Annotated in this window: 16 protein-coding genes; 10 read left to right on the top strand and 6 right to left on the bottom strand. The window is 37.6% G+C overall.

Going from position 1 to position 20,076, the window contains the following annotated elements; genetic code table 11:
* Window positions 1-73: 73 nt before the first annotated feature.
* The 6 genes from HXV90_RS14590 (at window position 74) to HXV90_RS14565 (ending at window position 8,568) form a co-directional block, all read left to right on the top strand.
* Window positions 74-1,126: a helix-turn-helix transcriptional regulator gene (locus HXV90_RS14590; RefSeq protein ID WP_269897500.1), complete on the top strand. Its 1,053-nt coding sequence runs from the start codon at window positions 74-76 to the stop codon at window positions 1,124-1,126.
* Window positions 1,127-1,408: 282 nt separating this feature from the next.
* Window positions 1,409-2,557 (top strand): hypothetical protein, encoded by a 1,149-nt coding sequence (locus HXV90_RS14585; RefSeq protein WP_048390798.1) that lies wholly within the window; start codon window positions 1,409-1,411, stop codon window positions 2,555-2,557.
* A 1-nt stretch (window position 2,558) separates the two neighbouring features.
* The gene (locus HXV90_RS14580) at window positions 2,559-2,954 is read left to right on the top strand and encodes a hypothetical protein (protein ID WP_048390796.1); all 396 of its coding nucleotides are present in this window, start codon (window positions 2,559-2,561) and stop codon (window positions 2,952-2,954) included.
* Between the two features lie 29 nt (window positions 2,955-2,983).
* The gene (locus HXV90_RS14575; RefSeq protein WP_048390794.1) at window positions 2,984-3,490 is read left to right on the top strand and encodes a GNAT family N-acetyltransferase; all 507 of its coding nucleotides are present in this window, start codon (window positions 2,984-2,986) and stop codon (window positions 3,488-3,490) included.
* Between the two features lie 18 nt (window positions 3,491-3,508).
* Complete coding sequence (locus HXV90_RS14570) at window positions 3,509-4,135, top strand: phage tail protein (RefSeq protein ID WP_048390792.1); 627 nt, start codon at window positions 3,509-3,511, stop codon at window positions 4,133-4,135.
* A 17-nt stretch (window positions 4,136-4,152) separates the two neighbouring features.
* Complete coding sequence (locus HXV90_RS14565) at window positions 4,153-8,568, top strand: InlB B-repeat-containing protein (RefSeq protein ID WP_269897499.1); 4,416 nt, start codon at window positions 4,153-4,155, stop codon at window positions 8,566-8,568.
* 49 nt (window positions 8,569-8,617) lie between these two features.
* Here the strand turns inward: HXV90_RS14565 and HXV90_RS14560 are convergent, their stop codons facing one another.
* Entirely contained in the window at window positions 8,618-9,325 is a 708-nt protein-coding gene (locus HXV90_RS14560) for a response regulator transcription factor (protein ID WP_269897498.1), read from the bottom strand.
* Window positions 9,326-9,841: 516 nt separating this feature from the next.
* Between HXV90_RS14560 and HXV90_RS14555 the strand changes: the two genes are divergently transcribed.
* Window positions 9,842-10,657 carry a metallophosphoesterase gene (locus HXV90_RS14555; protein ID WP_054548899.1) on the top strand — a complete coding sequence of 272 codons (816 nt, stop codon included), beginning with the start codon at window positions 9,842-9,844 and terminating at the stop codon, window positions 10,655-10,657.
* Window positions 10,658-10,671: 14 nt separating this feature from the next.
* On the opposite strand, the gene tatC is transcribed toward HXV90_RS14555, so the two are convergent.
* Genes tatC through HXV90_RS14535 form a run of 4 tightly spaced genes read right to left on the bottom strand, consistent with a single transcriptional unit; the run spans window position 10,672 to window position 14,236 of the window.
* Complete coding sequence (tatC, locus tag HXV90_RS14550) at window positions 10,672-11,517, bottom strand: twin-arginine translocase subunit TatC (RefSeq protein ID WP_048390786.1); 846 nt, start codon at window positions 11,515-11,517, stop codon at window positions 10,672-10,674.
* Between the two features lie 11 nt (window positions 11,518-11,528).
* Entirely contained in the window at window positions 11,529-11,732 is a 204-nt protein-coding gene (tatA, locus tag HXV90_RS14545) for a twin-arginine translocase TatA/TatE family subunit (protein WP_048390784.1), read from the bottom strand.
* A 28-nt stretch (window positions 11,733-11,760) separates the two neighbouring features.
* Complete coding sequence (locus tag HXV90_RS14540) at window positions 11,761-13,473, bottom strand: GMC family oxidoreductase (protein ID WP_054548900.1); 1,713 nt, start codon at window positions 13,471-13,473, stop codon at window positions 11,761-11,763.
* A gap of 13 nt (window positions 13,474-13,486) precedes the next feature.
* On the bottom strand, window positions 13,487-14,236 hold the full coding sequence (locus HXV90_RS14535) for a gluconate 2-dehydrogenase subunit 3 family protein (RefSeq protein WP_269897497.1): 750 nt from the start codon (window positions 14,234-14,236) through the stop codon (window positions 13,487-13,489).
* A 329-nt stretch (window positions 14,237-14,565) separates the two neighbouring features.
* Here HXV90_RS14535 and HXV90_RS14530 point away from each other — a divergent pair, with 329 nt between their 5' ends.
* Window positions 14,566-16,563, top strand: a complete 1,998-nt coding sequence (locus HXV90_RS14530; protein WP_269897496.1) for a methyl-accepting chemotaxis protein — start codon at window positions 14,566-14,568, stop codon at window positions 16,561-16,563.
* 585 nt (window positions 16,564-17,148) lie between these two features.
* On the opposite strand, the gene HXV90_RS14525 is transcribed toward HXV90_RS14530, so the two are convergent.
* Window positions 17,149-18,324 (bottom strand): alanyl-tRNA editing protein, encoded by a 1,176-nt coding sequence (locus HXV90_RS14525; RefSeq protein WP_103117282.1) that lies wholly within the window; start codon window positions 18,322-18,324, stop codon window positions 17,149-17,151.
* 156 nt (window positions 18,325-18,480) lie between these two features.
* Here HXV90_RS14525 and HXV90_RS14520 point away from each other — a divergent pair, with 156 nt between their 5' ends.
* Both HXV90_RS14520 and HXV90_RS14515 read left to right on the top strand, forming a co-directional pair.
* Window positions 18,481-18,768 (top strand): DUF6509 family protein, encoded by a 288-nt coding sequence (locus HXV90_RS14520; protein WP_036075918.1) that lies wholly within the window; start codon window positions 18,481-18,483, stop codon window positions 18,766-18,768.
* 151 nt (window positions 18,769-18,919) lie between these two features.
* Window positions 18,920-20,065 (top strand): VanZ family protein, encoded by a 1,146-nt coding sequence (locus HXV90_RS14515; RefSeq protein WP_269897495.1) that lies wholly within the window; start codon window positions 18,920-18,922, stop codon window positions 20,063-20,065.
* The last annotated feature ends 11 nt before the right edge of the window (window positions 20,066-20,076 follow it).

The raw sequence follows: 20,076 nt of genomic DNA, 5'->3' as shown, positions 1-20,076 counted from the left end.
TAAGAATTATTCTCAATTATAAACTTTCGGAAAAAAAGAACTATCCCATATTTCTGGGGGGAGGTAGGTTTTTATGAAGGAAGCACACTATTGGCAAAGAAAATCTGAACAATGCTTCAAGCACAGCAAAAATTCATTTGAATATCGTCAATTGATGATAGAAGCTCTAAGAACACATATAAATTTTGATGCTTATTGCTGTACATTAACGGATGCACATACACTTTTTTCAGTAGGAGCAGTCACAGAAAAATCAATAGAGGCGATTCATCAGAAGATTATGGAGTTGGAATATACGACAGAAGATGTAAATAGATATGGATTCTTAGTTCAAAGTGGGCAAAACATAGGCAGGTTAAGCGATTCCTCAAGTCGAAGCTTTCGCTATAGAGAAGTTTTAATGCCCAATGGTTTTAGTGATGAAATAAGAGCTGCATTAATTTATCAAGGACAATGCTATGGTTTTTTAACACTATTCAAAAGAGCTGAAAATGAACAGCCTTTATTTAAAGATCAAGATGTGATGCTTATAAAAAGACTGATGCCAATTATGGGTGAATCATTAAAGAAGTTCTATCATTATATTATTGAGGAGAGGATTCCAGCTGTAGAACGGGAACAAGGCATTGTTATTTTTGATAAAGGGTTAAAAATTCTTTCAAGTAATACCAAAGCTTGTGAATTGCTAGCCATTTTAAGAAAGTATGAAAGTTTAGCAGAAATTCAAGTTCCTAAGCCTATTCAAGCTATCTGTGCAAAATTACTTGCTGACAAGTACAATTCAAATACTTCTTTAATAGTACCTATCAAAGATACAGGCTATATTGCTATTCGGGCTTCACTTTTGCTGACAAGCCAACAAGAACAGCAAATTGCTTTATTAATAAATGAAGCATCATCAAGAGAAATGCTCAATTTCTTAATAACAGCCTATAATCTTACCCCTAGAGAAAAGGAAGTAGTATTTGAAGTTATTAAAGGGATTCCTACAAAAGAGATTGCTTATAATCTTGATATTTCAATCTACACGGTACAAGATCATTTAAAGGTAATTTTTCAAAAAGTAAATGTCTCAAATCGAAATGAGCTAGTATGGAAGATCTTTTCCCGATTCCAATTAGATTAAAGGTGGACTAACAAAAGAAACTGCTATCTTTCTAGCAGTTTCTTTTGTTTATTAGCATTTTAATCAGTAGATTTGTATTAGAAGTTAAAAGGTTAAGAAAAATTAACCTAAAAAAGGGAATGAACTCATAGCGGAATCTATGGACCTATAATATAATGAAAAAAAGTTATAAAGAACCAAAAAAATGTAACCTTTAGATTTTTTATTAGGTAATAAGAATTATTTGTTTTACATAAATTAATTTCTGAATATTAAAATATTTTAATTGGAGGTATCACACTTATGGCATGGACATTTAGTTTTAACGTTACAAATGACACAGATCGAGATTTAGAATTGGTGGAATCACAATTGCACTGGGGATACTGGAATACAAATGGTGAAGAGGATAAAGGACCCCAATCAATTAAAGCAGGACAAACAATACAGGCCGTTGGGGTCAAATCTGCCTTTGGTCCGAATGGTTACGAATTTTCTTGTTCATGGAAGGATAATAACAAGAATCATGAAGGAAATATGCAGGAACCATATGGTGTTGTAAGCCTTTATGTTAATGTGCCATATAACAATCCCAATGAAGCAACTTGCAGAGCGAATGGGTATTTTGAAGTGAATGAATGGAAGGGTATTACTCATGATGGACATAACTTTGTTCGAGATATACGGATTTCGAATAAGATGGACAGGATTAGAAAAAAGGAAGTACCTAATAGTTTATATACAGATTGGTCCAAAATAGACACATTAAAGGTTGTTGAGAATGTAGAAACTATTGATCTAAATCAGTATATTCCTAGTGGAGTTAACTTTGAAAAGAAAGCAATATTTAAAACGTCTATATTTAAAATTTCGAAAAAACTTTGGGATGGGGTTAATGATGTAGATTTTGATAGCCTTTATTTGAAAAAGCGTGAAGTGAATGATTATTTTTCTGTTGAGGTTACTTGCATAAGAGCAGATGCTTCAAAAGTTGAAACTGTCACTAGAAGAGGAAAAATAAAAGTAAAAGATGAACAGTTTATATCGACTACAAGTAAAAAAGTAGTAGAAAAGGTTAGCACGATTGAAACCGCACTGAAATTTTCGGAAAAAGCTTCAGTTTCTGAAGAAAAGATAGTGAAGGCGAGTGTTGAGCAAGAATTACAGACGGAATTAAGAGCGAAGTTTAATATATTAAATTCTGTGACCAAAGAACAACAACAAACAGAAAGAAAGTCAATTGATAGAGAATTTGAAGCACCAAACGATAAAGATATGGATGTTGTACCTTGGATTTTTAGTAAAATGATTCTTTTATATCGAACTGATAAAGATAATGTGACAACATTAATCGGAGCATCCGAATGGGATTACGCAATTTTGAACCGTACACATGAATTCGATGTTATGGATAATGCAAAGATAAAAGTAACAACAGGAGGGGAGAATTAAAATGGCAACTTGGACTTTTTCATTAATGATAACAAATGCAACAGATCGTGAATTAGAAGTTTTTCATAAGGAGAGAACTTGGGGTATTTGGAATACAGAGGATATTGAAGGCAAAGAGCCTATGAATGTTCCGCCTAATACAACTATTCAGGCTTTAGGAATTAAGGCTTCAACAGGGCCTAATGGCTATGAATGTTCTTGCTCTTGGCGAGATAAGGTACCGCCAGGTGAAAAATCCTATGGTACTATCTCGTTATCATTAGACGTACCGCAAAAAAGTCAAAATAGAGCTGAATGCTTGGCTGATCATCAATTTCATATAGATAGCTGGGAAAAACTACCGGAAAAAGGGCATAACTTTGTGCGTTCCATCATTGTTACAAACAAGAACTCCTAAGCGCAATTAATATTTGTATGGTGATAAATATGAAACGAATTACATGTGATTTTTCTGACGATTTGATAAATTTTGATGAAATAAGCTTACGTCTCGCTACAAAGGAAGACCAAGCGGTATTATATCGAATATTTGAAGAATCACGAATGGAGTTATCTTTTATAGAGGATGAAAATGTAAGGAAAAGTATTGTACAACAACAATATGAATTAGATAATGTGCAGACTAAGAAGATGTTCCCAAGGGCAGAAAAGATAATTGTTCAATATAAAGGGAAGCCAATCGGGAGATATACCATTGATAAAACAAATATAAACTATCGATTAATTTGGATAGGATTCCTTCATACGTGGAGAAGCAAAGGTATTGGGAAGTATATTATACAATCTATGATGAAGGAAGCAACCCATTATTTGAAGGGCATGGAACTTGAAGTGGCTAAATTTAATATAGCTGCCTATCAGTTATATAAAAAGCTAGGGTTTAAGATTGTAATGGATAAAGAAGCAACATTTGAGATGTACTGGAGAAAATAAACTTAAGGAGAGATATTTATGGAAGCATTTATAGGAGTAATTTTACCTTGGGCAGGAACATACGCTCCAAGAGGATGGTTGTTTTGTAATGGACAACAATTACAAATTAATCAATACCAAGCTTTGTATGCAGTGATTGGATTCCAATACGGAGGGGATGGAAAAACGGTTTTTAATTTGCCAAATCTTAATGGCCGCGTTCCAGTAGGTGCCGATATGGGGGGACAAAGAGATGCAGGAATATCATCTTATTCGAATGGTAGTAAGGGTGGTACAGAGCAGACGACTTTAAGTATAAATAATTTACCAAGACACAATCATCTTTTTAGTAGCGCAGGTGGTATCCTTAAAAACGCTAATGCTACTGTTGCTATTCCCGTTGTAAATAATGATGGTACGACTAATATTCCAGATGATAACAGTACCCTCGGAAAAGGCATTTCTAATGGCAGGGACGCTAATATTTATAGTAAGAATACTTCAAACGGCACTCTAAAGTCCTTTGATGCTCCAGTAACTGGTGATGTATCAATTAGTGGGATAATAGGAGAGACAGGTAGTGGTACTTCATTTGATAATCGCCAACCTTATTTAGCAGTGAACTATATTATTTGTATCGAAGGACTATATCCACCGAGACCTTAGTAATTGAGGGGCGTGTTATGATGAAAATATTTTCTAGGTTAAAGATAGGCATTCTGTGTATTTGTATGATAGTACTAAATCTTTCTTCGATGACAATTGTGGAGGTTCCAAGAGTTTCAGCAACTACCTTTCCATCAAGCGAGGATTTTGAATCTAGTGACGGCGTGGGTACAAATCCCCGTATTATAGGGGATTGGGAATTTGCATTATTAAAAATTGATGGTACTTTGGATGATTCAAATAATAGTAACAATGATATTGACGATTTTTATCCAACTGATAAAAGTTTAGGGATGTCGGGTTACCCTGGTATTGTTACTACAGCTTCTATTAAGTCCATTAAAGGAAATTTCAAGCTAAACTCATTACGATTAGAAAGTGCGGTTAATGAAATTGTAGAACTCAAAATAGAAGGATATAGAGATAATACATTTGTTACCGGAGCTGTAGTTATAAATCAGTACATGCCTTTTGAAAAAATTGATGTCCCTTTAACGGGGGAACCATGGCAAAACATCGATGAAATTAGAATTAGTAGAACAGATGGAGTTGCAGATATATTTGTGAGGATTTATAATTTGGATGTAAGTGCATCAGTTACGAGTACAGAAGATTTAATACCTCCAGAAATAAGCAATCCATCTATTAATGTTATGAATATTAGTAATAATAGCGTGACATTAAACTGGCTAAAAGCAACAGATAATATTACTTCTACAGAAGATTTAGAATATCAAATCTATCAATCTACAAGTAACAATATTGATACAGTTAGTCATATAGAGACAAATGGCATTGCTTTAGGAAACTATTCAAAGGATATCGCAACATTTGATATACCTGATTTATTACAAAATACAACCTACTATTTTAACATCATAGTGAAGGATGCAGCAGGAAATAAAACAGCCTATACTATGGTGAATGTAACTACACTTAAAGCGTATTCTGTAAGTTTTAGTGTGGACGGAGGAAGTACAGTCCCAGCACAAACAATAGCTCATGGAGAAAAAGCAACGGAGCCACCTCCACCAACGAAAGCAGGACATACATTTGTCGGCTGGTACACAAGCAGTATGGGAAATACACCATTTAATTTTGATACTGCGATTACAGGAGCCACAACGATTTATGCAAAATGGAATCCTGTGACGCATACAGTGAGCTTTGATGTAGATGGAGGAAGTACAATCCCAGCACAAACAATAGCTCATGGAGAAAAAGCAACGGAGCCACCTTCACCAACGAAAGTAGGACATACATTTGTCGGTTGGTACACAAGCAGTACGGGAAATACACCATTTAATTTTGATACGGCGATTACAGGAGACACAATCGTTTATGCAAAATGGAATCCCTTGACGTATACAGTGAGCTTTGATGTAGACGGAGGAAATACAATCCCAGCACAAACAATAGCTCATGGAGAAAAAACAACGGAGCCACCTTCACCAACGAAAGCAGGACATACATTTGTCGGTTGGTACACAAGCAGTACGGGAAATACACCATTTAATTTTGATACTACGATTACAGGAGACATAACGATTTATGCGAAATGGAATCCTGTGACGCATACAGTGAGCTTTGATGTAGATGGAGGAAGTACAATCCCAGCACAAACAATAGCTCATGGAGAAAAAGCAACGGAGCCACCTCCACCAACGAAAGCAGGATATACATTTGTCGGCTGGTACACAAGCAGTAGTGGGAATACACCATTTAATTTTGATACTGCGATTACAGGAGCCACAACGATTTATGCAAAATGGAATCCTGTGACGCATACAGTGAGCTTTGATGTAGATGGAGGAAGTACAATCCCAGCACAAACAATAGCTCATGGAGAAAAAGCAACGGAGCCACCTCCACCAACGAAAGCAGGACATACATTTGTCGGCTGGTACACAAGCAGTATGGGAAATACACCATTTAATTTTGATACTGCGATTACAGGAGCCACAACGATTTATGCAAAATGGAATCCTGTGACGCATACAGTGAGCTTTGATGTAGATGGAGGAAGTACAATCCCAGCACAAACAATAGCTCATGGAGAAAAAGCAACGGAGCCACCTTCACCAACGAAAGCAGGACATACATTTGTCGGCTGGTACACAAGCAGTATGGGAAATACAGCATTTAATTTTGATACTACGATTACAGGAGACACAATGATTTATGCGAAATGGAATCCTGTGACACATACAGTGAGCTTTGATGTAGATGGGGGAAGTACAGTCCCAGCACAAACAATAGCTCATGGAGAAAAAGCGACGGAGCCACCTCCACCAACGAAAGTGGGACATACATTTATTGGCTGGTATACAAGCAGTACGGGAAATACACCATTTAATTTTGATACTGTGATTACAGGGGACACAACGATTTATGCAAAATGGAATCCCGTGACACATACAGTGAGCTTTGATGTAGACGGAGGAAGTACAATCCCAGCACAAACAATAGCTCATGGAGAAAAAGCAACGGAGCCACCTCCACCAACGAAAGCAGGACATACATTTGTCGGCTGGTACACAAGCAGTAGTGGGAATACAGCATTTAATTTTGATACTGCAATTACAGGAGACACAATGATTTATGCGAAATGGAATCCCGTGACACATACAGTGAGCTTTGATGTAGACGGAGGAAGTACAATCCCAGCACAAACAATAGCTCATGGAGAAAAAGCAACGGAGCCACCTCCACCAACGAAAGCAGGACATACATTTGTCGGCTGGTACACAAGCAGTATGGGAAATACAGCATTTAATTTTGATACTACGATTACAGGAGACACAATGATTTATGCGAAATGGAATCCTGTGACTGTGACACATACGGTAAGCTTTGATGTGGCTGGCGGTAGTGCTGTCTCCAATCAGATGGTAGTACATGAAGGAAAAGCAAGTCAGCCAACAAAAGCGCCAACGAAAGCTGGCTATACATTTGGTGGCTGGTATACAAATAATGCCTACACAACACCATATAACTTTAATACTGTAATTACAGCAAACACAGTGATCTATGCAAAATGGATTAGTAATAATACAGGTGGCGGTAATACTGATCCTTCACCAAATCCTGATTCAGGTTCATCAACACCTTCAACCAATGTAGAGGAAATTGTAGTAGATGTAGAATCTGGCAATGGTGATGTAGTTTCAAAAACAACGATAAAACGAGCAAAAGATGTAGATAACACGATGAATGATGATGTCACATTAACAGCAGCAAGCGCAACAGAGACAATTAGGAAATTAAAGGAACAAGGGAATGATAAAGCAAGGATTATCATCCCAGACGAGAAGGATCAAGTAAATCAAGTCAAAGTGTCCATTCCGAAAAATGTGCTGTCAATTTTGCAAAATGGAGCAGTCCATCTCGAAATTGTTACCGATAACGTTAGAATTGAAGTGCCAAAAACTTCATTGGAAATGTTTAATGAGAATCTATACTTCCGACTGGTTCCTATAAAAGAGTATGATAAACAGCTAGAGATTGAAGAACAAGCCAAAAGAGAAACCGTTGTGCAGCAATTGGTAGAAGGTAGGGTTGTAAAGTTGCTTGGTCGTCCGATGACCATCGAAACTAATATGCAAAGCCGTCCTGTTAAATTAACATTGCCGTTGCCTACAGATTTAACAGATGAACAACTTGCCAATTTGGCGATCTTTATCGAGCATAGTGATGGCACAAAAGAAGTTGTACGTGGGAAGGTTGTAGAATATCAAAAGGGAATAACAGGTTTACAGTTTGAGGTGAATAAGTTCTCCACCTTCTCCATTCTCTACTTACCAGAGAAGGAAGAAGTGAAGGAGCCAACTACTGAGGGGGTTACACATCTACCTTACATTCAAGGCTATCCAGATGGTACCTTCCGTCCAAATGCTCCTGTTACAAGGGCACAGATGGCAAGTATGTTTGCTCGTCAATTAACAGGTAACGCCATTCCGCAAGCAAAGGCAACCTATACAGACACATTCCAACATGATGCTAAAGATGCAATCGAATTTGCGAAGGAGAAGGGTCTGTTTAAAGGGGTTACAGCAACGAACTTTAATCCAAACGGCTTGATTACGCGTGCACAGATGGCTACAGTGGCAGCCCGCTGGATAGAACAGCAATGTGTAGAACGTCCTGATGCAGATTTCTGTCCACCAACCTCACAAAGTGCAGTATTCAAAGATGTGAGTGTCCATCATTGGGCAGGGCAAGCAATTGATACTGTCAATGCAGCGGAAATTATGACAGGAATAACAGCAGATACATTCAATCCAGATGGATTATTAACACGTGCACAAGCCGTGAAGGTATTAAATCGACTGTTTGAACGCCAAGTTCTTATTGAAGATCAAACACCATTATTTAAAGATGTTCTAAAACACCATTGGGCATTTTATGAGATTCAAGAAGCCGCAAAAAAATAACCAAAAAGAGGGTACGCGATTCGTAATGTAATCGCAGTGCCCTTCTTTTTCATGGCTCGAAAAGGAATTTATATCCCGAACCCCTCACTGTTATAATCTTTGCTCTATGGCCAGCAACGGATTCTAGCTTTTTTCGTAAATTACTAATATGAACCTTCAATGCCTGTGTATGCCCGATACTTTCCTCTGCCCAAATAAGCTTATACAGCTCTGAGGGGGGAAAAATTTGTCCTGGTCGTTGTGCTAGAAAGAAAAAAATTTGAAATTCCTTTGTAGATAGGGCTAATGCTGTGTTACCGATATATACTCTTCCAGAATGAACATGAAAGTGAAAATCCTCTATTATATGAGCTTCTTCCTCTATGTGGTGTACAGCAGCTTTAACTTGAAATTGCTTTCTACGCATGGATATTCTCTTGATTGTCTTCATTAAACGCTCTTTCTCAATAGGCTTTAAAATATAGTCAACAGCCTGTACATTAAAAGCTTCTATTGCAAAACGTTCATATGCAGTGACAAATACAATGTCCATTAAAAAAGGAAGGTCTGCAATCTTACTAGCAAATTCAATACCATTCATTTCGGCCATATCTATATCTAAAAAAAGAATATCAGGTTTGAGTGTAGGGATGTTTGCAATAGCCTCTAGTGGATTTACGAATTTTCCGATAATAGTAACATCGCTATTATCATGTAACGTGGCTTCTAATAAATTGATTGCTAAAATTTCATCATCTACTATGATGGCTTTCAACATTTTTTCACCTCTTATCATCTAAATTTAGAATATTATGTAGCCCAACTGTACTAAATAAATTTTTCGTCATCAATTTTATACTTGCCTGTAGCAATGGAAGCTGGATTCTGAAATTATTCGATTCTGTAAATTATGTAATTTATTAGTATGTAAAACGCATTTATTGTCCAATCTAACTGGATCATTACCTACAATAAAGCAATTCTTTTCTCCTTTAACTGATTTAAGTTTATTAGTATTCTCGCACTTTAGTAAATGAGATGCATTTCCCAAATCGTGATGTATTATGAGGGGATAATAAAATATGCCTTTCTACCCATAGTATAGCATGCCAATAGTTAACAAAAAATAGATTAAAGCGTGTATCATAATCTAATGATAAAAATTTTAAGCTAAGTGTATTTGTGCATTTTGTGTATTTAAAGTGCATATACTTACAATCACTCTGTTTTTTGCTTATAATGAGATAGTCAGAATTATTTCTGAAAAAAGTAGCCACAAAGTGAGCGATTGCGATTGAAAAAATTATTATATGGTATCTTCTTTGTTGTTTTTATAGTCATTTTTTTGTACGTAAACAATCACTGGCTAGTCGTAAGTAAACATGTGTTTGAATCAGATAGTGTGCCTGACAGCTTTGATGGGCTACGCATTGTACAAGTTTCGGATTTACATGACGCTGTCTTTGGTGACAAGCAACAAAAATTGATTGCTAAGGTAAAGGATACAAAGCCTGATTATATTTTTATCACAGGTGACGTGATCGATAGTAATCGCTATAATTTAAAACAAAGCCTACAAGCAGTGGAAGGACTAGTTAAAATAGCGGATGTTTATTATGTACTAGGAAACCATGAGGTAGCGACGAATAAGGTGAATGAAATTTATGAGGCGCTGTCATCGTTAGGGGTACATATTATGGCCAACGAATCGACCGTGTTAGAGCGCGACGGGGAGCGCTTGGCGATTGTTGGTATTGAGGATCCGTTAATGGGTAGAACAACAGAAGATATGCTGGACATTGCAACGGCCTATTTGCCAGACGATATGTTTAAGTTGTTACTAGCACATAGACCAGAGTTATTTAATACGTATGTAAATTATCACATAAATTTAGTATTTTCGGGACATGCGCATGGTGGGCAAGTTCGTATTCCTGGGCTTGGAGGACTTGTGGCACCAGGACAGGGGCTGTTCCCAAAATATACAGCTGGTGTCTACGAAGCAGGCGCGACGAAAATGGTAGTTAGTAGAGGGTTGGGTAATAGCACAGTACCATATCGTATTTTTAATCTACCAGAAATTATTGTGATGGATCTAAAGAAAAAATAAGCACTGCGTAAAATTTACGCAGTGCTTTCAATTTGTTTGCGTTCTATACGTTTAACGAGGTAAATACTTATTTCATATAAAATAATCATCGGTATTAATACGAGTAACTGACTTATAAAGTCTGGTGGTGTGATAACAGCGGAGCCTACGCCCATTGCGATATAAGACCAGCCTCGTATTTTTTTCATGGATTCAGCAGTCAGTACACCAATGGCTGATAAGAATAGGGCAACAATCGGTAACTCAAATAATAGACCAAGCGGTACTGTAGTCATGATTAAAAAGTGCATATATTCATTTGCTGATACCATGACATCGAAATTGGTAGCCCCAATGCTTACTAAGAATGTATAGCTAAGTGGGTTAACGACGAAATAGCCAAAAGCTACTCCTACTAAAAATAGAACTAACATGATTGGTGCATAGAGGCCTAAAAATCGACTTTCCTCTTCTTTTAAGCCTGGTTTAATAAAGCTCCAAAGAAAGTGGACGAGGAAAGGCATTGCAAGACCAAAAGCTAAAGTTGTTGAAATCGTCATGTAAAATTTAACTACTTCTAGTGGTCCTAAAATAACGAGTGAGTGACCTCGCGTTATGAATGGAAACCAAATATTAATAGTAGAAAAGACAACAATGAAAAATAAAATAAAAACCGTTAACCCTTTGATAATTTGCTTACGTAAATCACTAAGATGCTCCAATAATGAGGTAACAGGTATCAGGGGTTCATCTGACACATGATCCTCTTCAATTGCTACCGTAGGTATTTCAACTAAAGCCTCCACTGGCTTTGGAGGCTCGGCTTGTGGTTTATCTAGAGGGCTTAAATATTTTCTTTTCCCGTCTTCATATGGATCCATAGGAAACCCTCCTACGAAGCATCAGATTTTTTTTCGACCTTTTTCACGGTATCATCTTCATCATCCATAAGTCCCTTAGTAGACTTTTTAAATTCTGCAAACGTTTTGCCAACCGCTCCACCGATTTCTGGTAATTTTTTTGGGCCAAATACAATTAATACAATCACTAAAATAATGATTAATCCAGGTACTCCAATTGCTCCTAGACCTCCCATAAGTCTTGCCTCCTTTAGAATAATTTTTTTATACTAATGAACCACCTGATTGACTGTATTTGATGACTCCCTCAGCACAACGGTAGGCAAGTGCCCCTAATGTGCCTGTTGGATTATAACCACTATTGTGTGCAAAGTTGCCTGCACTTACTGCGAAAAGGTTATCAACATCCCAGTGCTGTAAATAATTATTCACAACCCCTTGTTCTGGTGTTAAGCTCATCACCGTACCACCTGTATTATGCGTTGTTTGGTAAGGTACGATATTGTAATCGGTAATTTCCGCGTTAGGGACAATAGTTTTTGCACCCATTTCCTTCATAATGTCAGCTGCACGTGCAGAGATATATTTATGAAGAGCTCGATCCTGATCAGTAAAATTGTATGTTAACTGAGTTAATGGCAGCCCGTAAGCATCCTTATAGGTAGGGTCCAGTGATATATAGTTTTCCTTATGTGGCATAGATGCTCCTTGCGCACCAATCCCAAATGAACGTGTATAGTAATAAATAGATTGCTTTTTAAATTCTGGTCCCCAAGTAGGCGTATCAGGCGGAGTTGGATTTGAGCCGATTGGTCGCGTACCTGTCTGTGTAAGTGCAATATTACCTCCGTGAATAAAATCTAAATCACTATGGTCAAAATTATCCCCATTGTAATCGTCTATACACATGCCTAACGAACCTGCACCCATAAATGTATTGTATTGTTCCTCGAAGAACCCAGCAGCACCAGGCAAAATTTGATAGCAATAGTTTCTGCCAAGTGTTCCTTTGCCAGTAGTAGGGTCATATCTTTCACCAATGTCAGAGACCATTAATAGCTTGGCATTATTAAAGACATAACTAGTTAATACAACAGCATTAGCTGGCTGAATGAATTCTTCTCCCGAAACAGTATCGATATATCTTACACCTGTAGCCTTGTTACCCTGCTTTAAAATTTCAACAACATTGGAATTAAAGCGTAAATCAAAATTCCCTGTCTTCAAAGCTGTAGGGACAACAGTAATTTCTGCGGACGACTTTGCACCATATTCGCATCCAAAGCGTTCACAAAAACCACAATATTGGCAAGCGTTGATCGTTTCGCCATCTGGATTTTTATAAACTTCTGATACATTAGCTGATGGAACCATATAAGGCGTTAGCTTCAGGTTTGTTGCAGCTTTTTCGAATTGTGCAAGCATAGGCGTTTTTTTCATAGGCGGTGTTGGATAGGGATTCGAACGCTTTCCACTAAATTTATTTTTATCATCACCCGAAATACCAGCTGTTTTCTCGAACTTATCGAAATAGGGCTCAAGCTGATCATATGTTAATCCCCAATCCTGAATCAGATAATCTGGTCCAAGCTTATTTGGTCCATAACGTTTTTCTGTTAATGTCTTAATTTGAAAATCATAGGGTAAAAATCGATAAGTCATTCCATTCCAATGTGTTCCTGATCCACCCAGACCCTCTCCAAGTAAGAAGGAGCCAAGCTGACGCATTGGTAATGCCTTCATATTGCGATCATTACGAAAGCTTACGGTCTCTTTAGAAAGATTTTGCATTAAATCATATCGGATGGCATAACGGTATTCGTCATGAACATTTAAATAATCCTCGGTCCCACGCTTTTGACCTCGCTCTAAACCGACTACCTTTAAGCCAGCTTTAGCACATTCAGCAGCGACGATACCGCCAGTCCAACCTACACCAACTGTTACAACGTCTACACTCGGTAATGTTTTAGCCATTTTGTATCCCCCCTTAGTGGTTGCCTAATGGATTAGGCTTAATTTTTTGGAACTTGGCATCTTCTATTTGTGTAATATAAGCCATCTGGTGACCAGGGAAGCCCTTCATACGCCAGCCATCCATATTGCGATTTCCTCCATACATAGGGTCAGAATAAGCTCCCTCTAATGTAGCTGCTCGTAATAATGTAAAGAAGAACGCGGAAGTAACCCCAACCATTTCTATGTCACCTTTTTGGAAGGCAGTTAATATTTCATCCATTTGTTTGCCATCTAAATCGTTAAAGCTTTTCTTATAACGCTTTTGTGCTTCATCCTCCATTTTTTGAATACCCTGTCTAAAAATTTCCGCTCGCGTTAAACGGCTCTGATAGCCTTGAGTTGGGGCACCAACATCAAATGGACCTTGCATATATTCTTTAGAGTTACTTCCATAATTTCCTGCAAGCTGATGATCGATAAAATAGGGAACGTCTAAACCAATAGCTCCTGGTCCCAAATCGTCCTCTGGGAAAATACGTTCCGTGGCCTTTGATAAGATACTAAAATCTTTTTCATTTCTGAAGAACATCTTAGCTTTTGGTGAGCCTGTGGCCTCATTCGTTGTTTCATGACCACCATGCTCTAGGGTAGAAGTACCTTTACCATGGATGTTGTAACCAACTAATCCTCCAATTAAACCACCACCGACTAATGTACCAGCAGCAATACCTGTAGTTTTTAAAAAGTCTCGACGAGAAACATTATTTTTGTCTGAACTCATGGAAATCCTCCCCTCAAAATGTGTTAAACGGATCCTATCTTTAATAATCAGCAAAAAATGTGAATTATAATCAATTTTTGTTGGAAAATGTTTTAATTACCTCTATTAGCATGGTGTACTCTCCTTTTTAATGACAAGAGGGATCCATGAATTGAAAATTTTGTAGAAAATTGTTAGCACTATAAAGGTAGTGTAAATGGTATTATTATACATTTATTAATCATATTGGAAAACTTTTGTTGACTTCTACTTTTAGTGACTTTACTCTGAAGTTATGTAAAAATATGCGGATTGTATAGCTAAAAATGGAAGAAGTGAGAAAAAGAGAAATGTGGTTAAAAGGTATTGGTGGTAAATTAATTGTTGCAATTATAGCTCTTGTATTTGTAACATGTGGCACGCTTGGGCTATCTACTTGGATAAATAGTACAAAAGCTGTGAATGAGCAAGTGGAATCTAATTTGGTATCTAGAGCAGAGGATGTTTCCCAATACATAGAAGAACACTTCCAATTAACACTAGTGGAGGTGGAAGCCATTGCAGAGCAAGAGGCAGTTCGGAGCATGGACTTTGAAAAGCAGAAGCAGTATCTATCGAAACGTCTTGCCAGTAATGAAAATTACTTAGGTTTTGGCATTATCAATGCTAATGGAGTTACCCATTATCTGGATGATACAACAGCTGATCTAGGGGATCGTGATTACGTAAAAGAAGGTTTTACTGGTAAGTCTGTCATGTCTGACATTACGATTAGTCGTGTAACAGGTGAACCAGTCATTTTAATCGTTTCTCCAATTGACACAGTGACAGGTGAAAAAGCTTTATTATTAGCACGTATTGACGGCTATTACCTATCTAAAATTGTAGAAGGCATTAAGGTTGGAGACAGTGGCTATGCATTTATGTTAGATGCTAACGGAACAATTATTGGACATAATAATCATTCGTATGTGAAGGAGCAATACAATCCAATTAAGGAAGCAGACGAAACAGGTATCAAGACAGGCAGAGCAATGGCTGCTAAAGAAATGATTGCTAATGATAACGGTTATTTTTCTTTTGAAACGGAAGATACAGGAACTAGTCTAATGGGCTATCATACCCTCGATAATGGTTGGAAAATGGGGGTTATCGCATTAGAAGATGAGATGTTTTCAGGGCTTTCTAAGCTTAAGACGAACTTCATTGTCACTACGATCATAGTTTCAATACTTGGGCTATGCATCTCATTTGCCATTTCTCGCTCTGTTAGTAGACCACTTCGACATGTACTTCGCATTAGTGAGGGCTTATCGGAAGGAGACTTTACACAGGAAATTCCAGAAAAATATTTGAAACGTATTGATGAAATGGGAACGATGGCACGTGCATTAGATCGCATGACTGATAATATGCGGGAAATGATAGCCAAAGTGAGTCGAGAAGCAACGGCAGTGAATGAAGCTGCGTGTGATTTAATGGGAGATGTAAATGGAGTAACAAAGCGTTCAAAGCAAATTGCTGGTGCAATAAGTGAAGTAGATCGAGGGGCACAAAGCCAAACTGTGATGGCAGAGGAAAGTGCCTCAGCAATGGAACAAATGGCGATAGGGATACAAAATGTAGCTGAAGTTGCCTCCACAATTGCTTGTAATACAGATTTTATTTCCCAGAAAATTAGTGAAAGCAATCATGCAGTTCAACAATCCGTTTTACGTATGAATGAGATTCAGCAAGGCACAACAGATGAACTATCAATTATTCACAAGCTAGAAAAAGAGTCAGAAGAAATTAGCTTAATTTCAAAAATGATTACCGATATCTCCGATCAAACAAATTTATTGGCATTGAATGCCTCTATAGAAGCAGCACGGGCAGGAGATGCTGGTAAAGGCTTTGCCGTTGTAGCAGAAGAAGTTCGCAAGCTATCGGAGCAAACAGCAGAATCAGCTACTAAAATTAATGTGCTTATTGAAAGAGTTCAATCTTATACATTAGAAGTAGTAAAAGCAGCTGAATTTGGTGAAGATAATGTTGAGCGTGGTTTAGCTTCTATTGAGGCAGTGGGAGAACGCTTCGAGGAAATGGTTCAAGCAGTAGGAGAAATAGCAGGTCAAATTGAAGAAATGAATGCTTCAGCTGAACAAATGTCTGCCAATACGGAGGAAGTTTCCGCGTCTATGGAAGAAATGGCAGCTACTGCACATGCGGCAAGTGATTATGTGCATGAGGTAACAGATGCAACAGCGGAACAGTTGAAGACGGTAGCAGTAATGAACAATCAAACTGAAAAACTATCAGAAATGGCAAAACGTTTATATGAAGCCATTCAAAAATTTAAATATTAAAATTAGAGAGGAGCTGTCTATTAATGACAGCTCCTCTCAGAGTGTTGAAAAACAAAACCATCCATACAATTTTTGTGAAAGGTCAAAATGGATTACCGCTCCATGCAGAGGATCGTCTGTCTAGCTATCCCACGAAAGTCAGGAATCCATCCACTCCACCTCATAAAAATGTTACCTTTTTAGCGAAGGCTTAATTGAAGGTGTTCACTACTCATTTTATGGAGAGGTGTGGTCAATCATCATTTCTCCCATTGAAAATAAGAGTCTATCCTTTCTCAAATTATACATTTGCTATTTTGTTCACAACGACTGTATGAAAGATAAGGAAAAGCCACTTTTACAGAATGGTTGATTGGAGTGGAGCCAGTGTCACTCCTAGGGGATTTAGCGTCACAGGTGAGACCCTGGAGCGACCGTAAGTGAATGAAGCGGCTCACCGGACGCCCCCTGGAAAGGACGCTGGCGTAACGGAAATCAATCACTTACCTTGTCAAAAAGTCTTTTTCGGCTAGTGACATTGTCTTTTTTCAATAACATAGGAGGAGCTGTCTATTAATAACAAACAGCTCCTCTATTATAATGTAATTAAGCGTCTTGCATCGCTGCTAGTAATTCTTCTTTCGAAACGGTGCAATCGCCACCGCCTTGTACCATTTGGTCACTTCCGCCACCCTTACCATTAATAAGAGGCAGTGCCTTTTGGGCAACATCCTTCATGCTTTTTGAAACATTATTACCTCTTGCTGCAACGAATTGTAGTTTGCCTTCATTTTCAGACACAAGTAGAGCTATTACATCTTTCTGTTCCGTAACAATCATACGGGCTATTTTTTGCAGCTCTTGCATTGTTCGCTGATTAAAAGCAGCCGTTACGACACCTTCGCTATTAACAAGTGCCTTTGCTTCATACGTGAGTAATTCCTCTTTCGCAGCAGCGAGTGCTTTTTCTGTAGTTTTTTGAGTAGATAAAACTTTTGTAAGTGCTGTGGCAGCATCAATTTCAGGTACACTTAATTGACGAGCAACGTCCGCTAATACTTTTTTTCGCATGCCAAGCTCAGTCAAAACGCGTTGACCACACACAAAAGAAACGCGCACATTGCCCTTCATTTTTTCAGTCCCTAATATTTTGATGGAACTAACTTGCCCTGTGGATGTAGGGTGAGTGCCACCACAACCGTTGTAATCAAAATTAGGGATAATCACAAGTCGAATGTCTCCCGTCACTGCAACTTCTTTACGAAGATTATAGTTGCCCAGCTCTTGCTCTGTAACCCAGATAGTTTGAATGGGGCGGTTCTCTAGAATAATGTCATTGGCTCTTGCTTCTGCCGCTGCAAGCTGTTGCTCAGAAATCGTTTCTATAGCAAGATCAATTGTTACTTGCTCACTGCCTAGATGAAAGCTTACAGTCTGCGCATTAAAAAGCTCTACAAAAGCAGCTGTTAAAATATGTTGCCCAGCATGCTGCTGCATATGATCGAATCGTCTTGGCCAATTTAGCTTGCCATGTACCACACCATCTAAAGTCGATAGATCACCTTCAATATAGTGACGAATTTCATCATCCACTTTTTCAACATCTATGACCTCCAACGCATTCAATGTACCTGTATCGTGAGGTTGACCACCACCAGTTGGATAGAAAGCGGTGTTCGATAGTACAACATAATGACGGTCGGATTCGTCAGTTCCTTTACTAATAATAGTTGCATCAAACTCTTGTAACATAACGTCTTGATAATATAATAGCTCTTTCATGAAAAAGCCTCCTCGTATGTAGGGAAATTTAGTTCTAAATTAATTCCATTTCATTGTGGCATAATTACTTACAGGTGTATACGAGTTTTCTAGTTGACCCATGCTGAAATTGATTTAATATAGAAAAGAACAGCTAAAGAAAAAGGAGCAAATATAATGGAAATTACACAATTCTCAATGGAAGAGATTTTAGACCCAACAAATATTATTGAGGGTAAGCGTTATGAATTTATTTTGGATGTAGAAATTGATGAAGAGGATGAGCTTTACCACGAAGCTGGCATTGAAATTCGTGTCCTAATTGGTGAAAAAGACGAAGAACCATTTATATTAAATTACTTCATCATGGAAAAGGCTGAAGGTGAATATTTAGACTTTGCATTAGAGGATGATGAACTAGAAGAAATTTTGACATTCTGTAAAGAAGAAATAGCGAAAGCATAGTAAGTAACAGGTAGAGAGTATAGATTCTTTACCTGTTTTTTTATTGAATTAAGGATTATGTAAGCTTGATGAAATATACATGTAGTATTGAAGGTCTAAACTTAGTTTTAGTGTTCAGAAAATAGGGCAATTTAAAGAGAGAGGTGTTTCTATGTCAACGTACACGCAATCCATTTTTATAGCATTTTTCATAACTATTATTTTATCTTTTGTACTATTTATACCATGGCTGATTTATACGTATCGTAAGTATGGATACTTATCGATGTCCAAAACCATTATCATGTTCTCATTTATTTTTTACTTTTTATCTGCGCTTTGTTTAGTATTACTACCATTTCCGTCTACAAGAGATACTTGCTCACTTCAATCCGCGGACACCGTTCATACTAATTTGCGACTTTTTCAATTTGTTGATGATGTTTTAAAGGATAGTGGCGTTGTTGTCACAAATCCATCTACATGGCTTGCTATCACAAAACAGCAGGCATTTTTTCAAGCCTTCTTTAATTTCTTACTACTAATGCCATTCGGCGTTTACTTGCGATATTTTCTTAAAGAAAGAAGGTACTGGAAACGTGCATTTTTAATTAGCTTTTTGCTAACATTGTTTTATGAGGTCACACAAAGAACAGGCATTTATGGCATCTTTAATTGCGCATACCGAATCTTTGATGTCGATGACTTATTACTAAACAGTGTAGGTGCGCTCCTAGGTTTCTTCTTAGCACCAATTGTTTGGGCATTATTTCCCTCTCATGAAGAGGTTGAGGCTAAAGCTGCTGAAATGGAAAAAAATGATATTGTTAAGCCGATTTCTATTTTACTAGCATTGGCCATTGATTTATTTATCGTCCAATCAGTTTGGATGATTATTGGTGTTCTGACAGGGTATAGCGGTACTTTTGAATTCTTAGTGAAAATGGCTCTGTACGTGGTACTCTTTGGGGTGTTACCAAGTATGATGAATGGTGCAACACTCGGTATGAAGGTGATGCGTTTTACAATGGTCAACAAGAATGGCAAAAGTATTGTAAAGCAATCATGGCGTCGTTGTATTGCTATTATCGCTACCTTGTGTTTATCAGAAGCCATTACAACATTAGGTGACATCCAATTAGATATGGATTCACCATTTTATGTTCTACAAATTGTCATTTCTCTACTTGCCGCAATAGCAGGTTTTGCACTTACAATGATAATAGCTATTCATGTGGTACGGGTCATCATAAGTGGTGGAAAACGACGTTTGTATATCGATCAATATGCAGATTTAATGGCAACAAGGAAAAAATAAGGGGGCTTGTA

It is taken from the genome of Lysinibacillus sp. JK80 (assembly GCF_027557635.1).
Lineage (GTDB): Bacteria > Bacillota > Bacilli > Bacillales_A > Planococcaceae > Lysinibacillus > Lysinibacillus capsici.
The sequence above is the reverse complement of the archived record's forward strand: the minus strand, read 5'-3'. Positions and strand labels throughout refer to the sequence as shown.

Bases quoted from the DNA above. Each gene is read 5' to 3' on its own strand.
- HXV90_RS14590 (WP_269897500.1), top strand. From the start codon at position 74: ATGAAGGAAGCACACTATTGGCAAAGAAAATCTGAACAATGCTTCAAG.
- HXV90_RS14585 (WP_048390798.1), top strand. From the start codon at position 1,409: ATGGCATGGACATTTAGTTTTAACGTTACAAATGACACAGATCGAGAT.
- HXV90_RS14580 (WP_048390796.1), top strand. From the start codon at position 2,559: ATGGCAACTTGGACTTTTTCATTAATGATAACAAATGCAACAGATCGT.
- HXV90_RS14575 (WP_048390794.1), top strand. From the start codon at position 2,984: ATGAAACGAATTACATGTGATTTTTCTGACGATTTGATAAATTTTGAT.
- HXV90_RS14570 (WP_048390792.1), top strand. From the start codon at position 3,509: ATGGAAGCATTTATAGGAGTAATTTTACCTTGGGCAGGAACATACGCT.
- HXV90_RS14565 (WP_269897499.1), top strand. From the start codon at position 4,153: ATGATGAAAATATTTTCTAGGTTAAAGATAGGCATTCTGTGTATTTGT.
- HXV90_RS14560 (WP_269897498.1), bottom strand. From the start codon at position 9,325: ATGTTGAAAGCCATCATAGTAGATGATGAAATTTTAGCAATCAATTTA.
- tatC (WP_048390786.1), bottom strand. From the start codon at position 11,517: ATGGATCCATATGAAGACGGGAAAAGAAAATATTTAAGCCCTCTAGAT.
- tatA (WP_048390784.1), bottom strand. From the start codon at position 11,732: ATGGGAGGTCTAGGAGCAATTGGAGTACCTGGATTAATCATTATTTTA.
- HXV90_RS14540 (WP_054548900.1), bottom strand. From the start codon at position 13,473: ATGGCTAAAACATTACCGAGTGTAGACGTTGTAACAGTTGGTGTAGGT.
- HXV90_RS14535 (WP_269897497.1), bottom strand. From the start codon at position 14,236: ATGAGTTCAGACAAAAATAATGTTTCTCGTCGAGACTTTTTAAAAACT.
- HXV90_RS14530 (WP_269897496.1), top strand. From the start codon at position 14,566: ATGTGGTTAAAAGGTATTGGTGGTAAATTAATTGTTGCAATTATAGCT.
- HXV90_RS14525 (WP_103117282.1), bottom strand. From the start codon at position 18,324: ATGAAAGAGCTATTATATTATCAAGACGTTATGTTACAAGAGTTTGAT.
- HXV90_RS14520 (WP_036075918.1), top strand. From the start codon at position 18,481: ATGGAAATTACACAATTCTCAATGGAAGAGATTTTAGACCCAACAAAT.
- HXV90_RS14515 (WP_269897495.1), top strand. From the start codon at position 18,920: ATGTCAACGTACACGCAATCCATTTTTATAGCATTTTTCATAACTATT.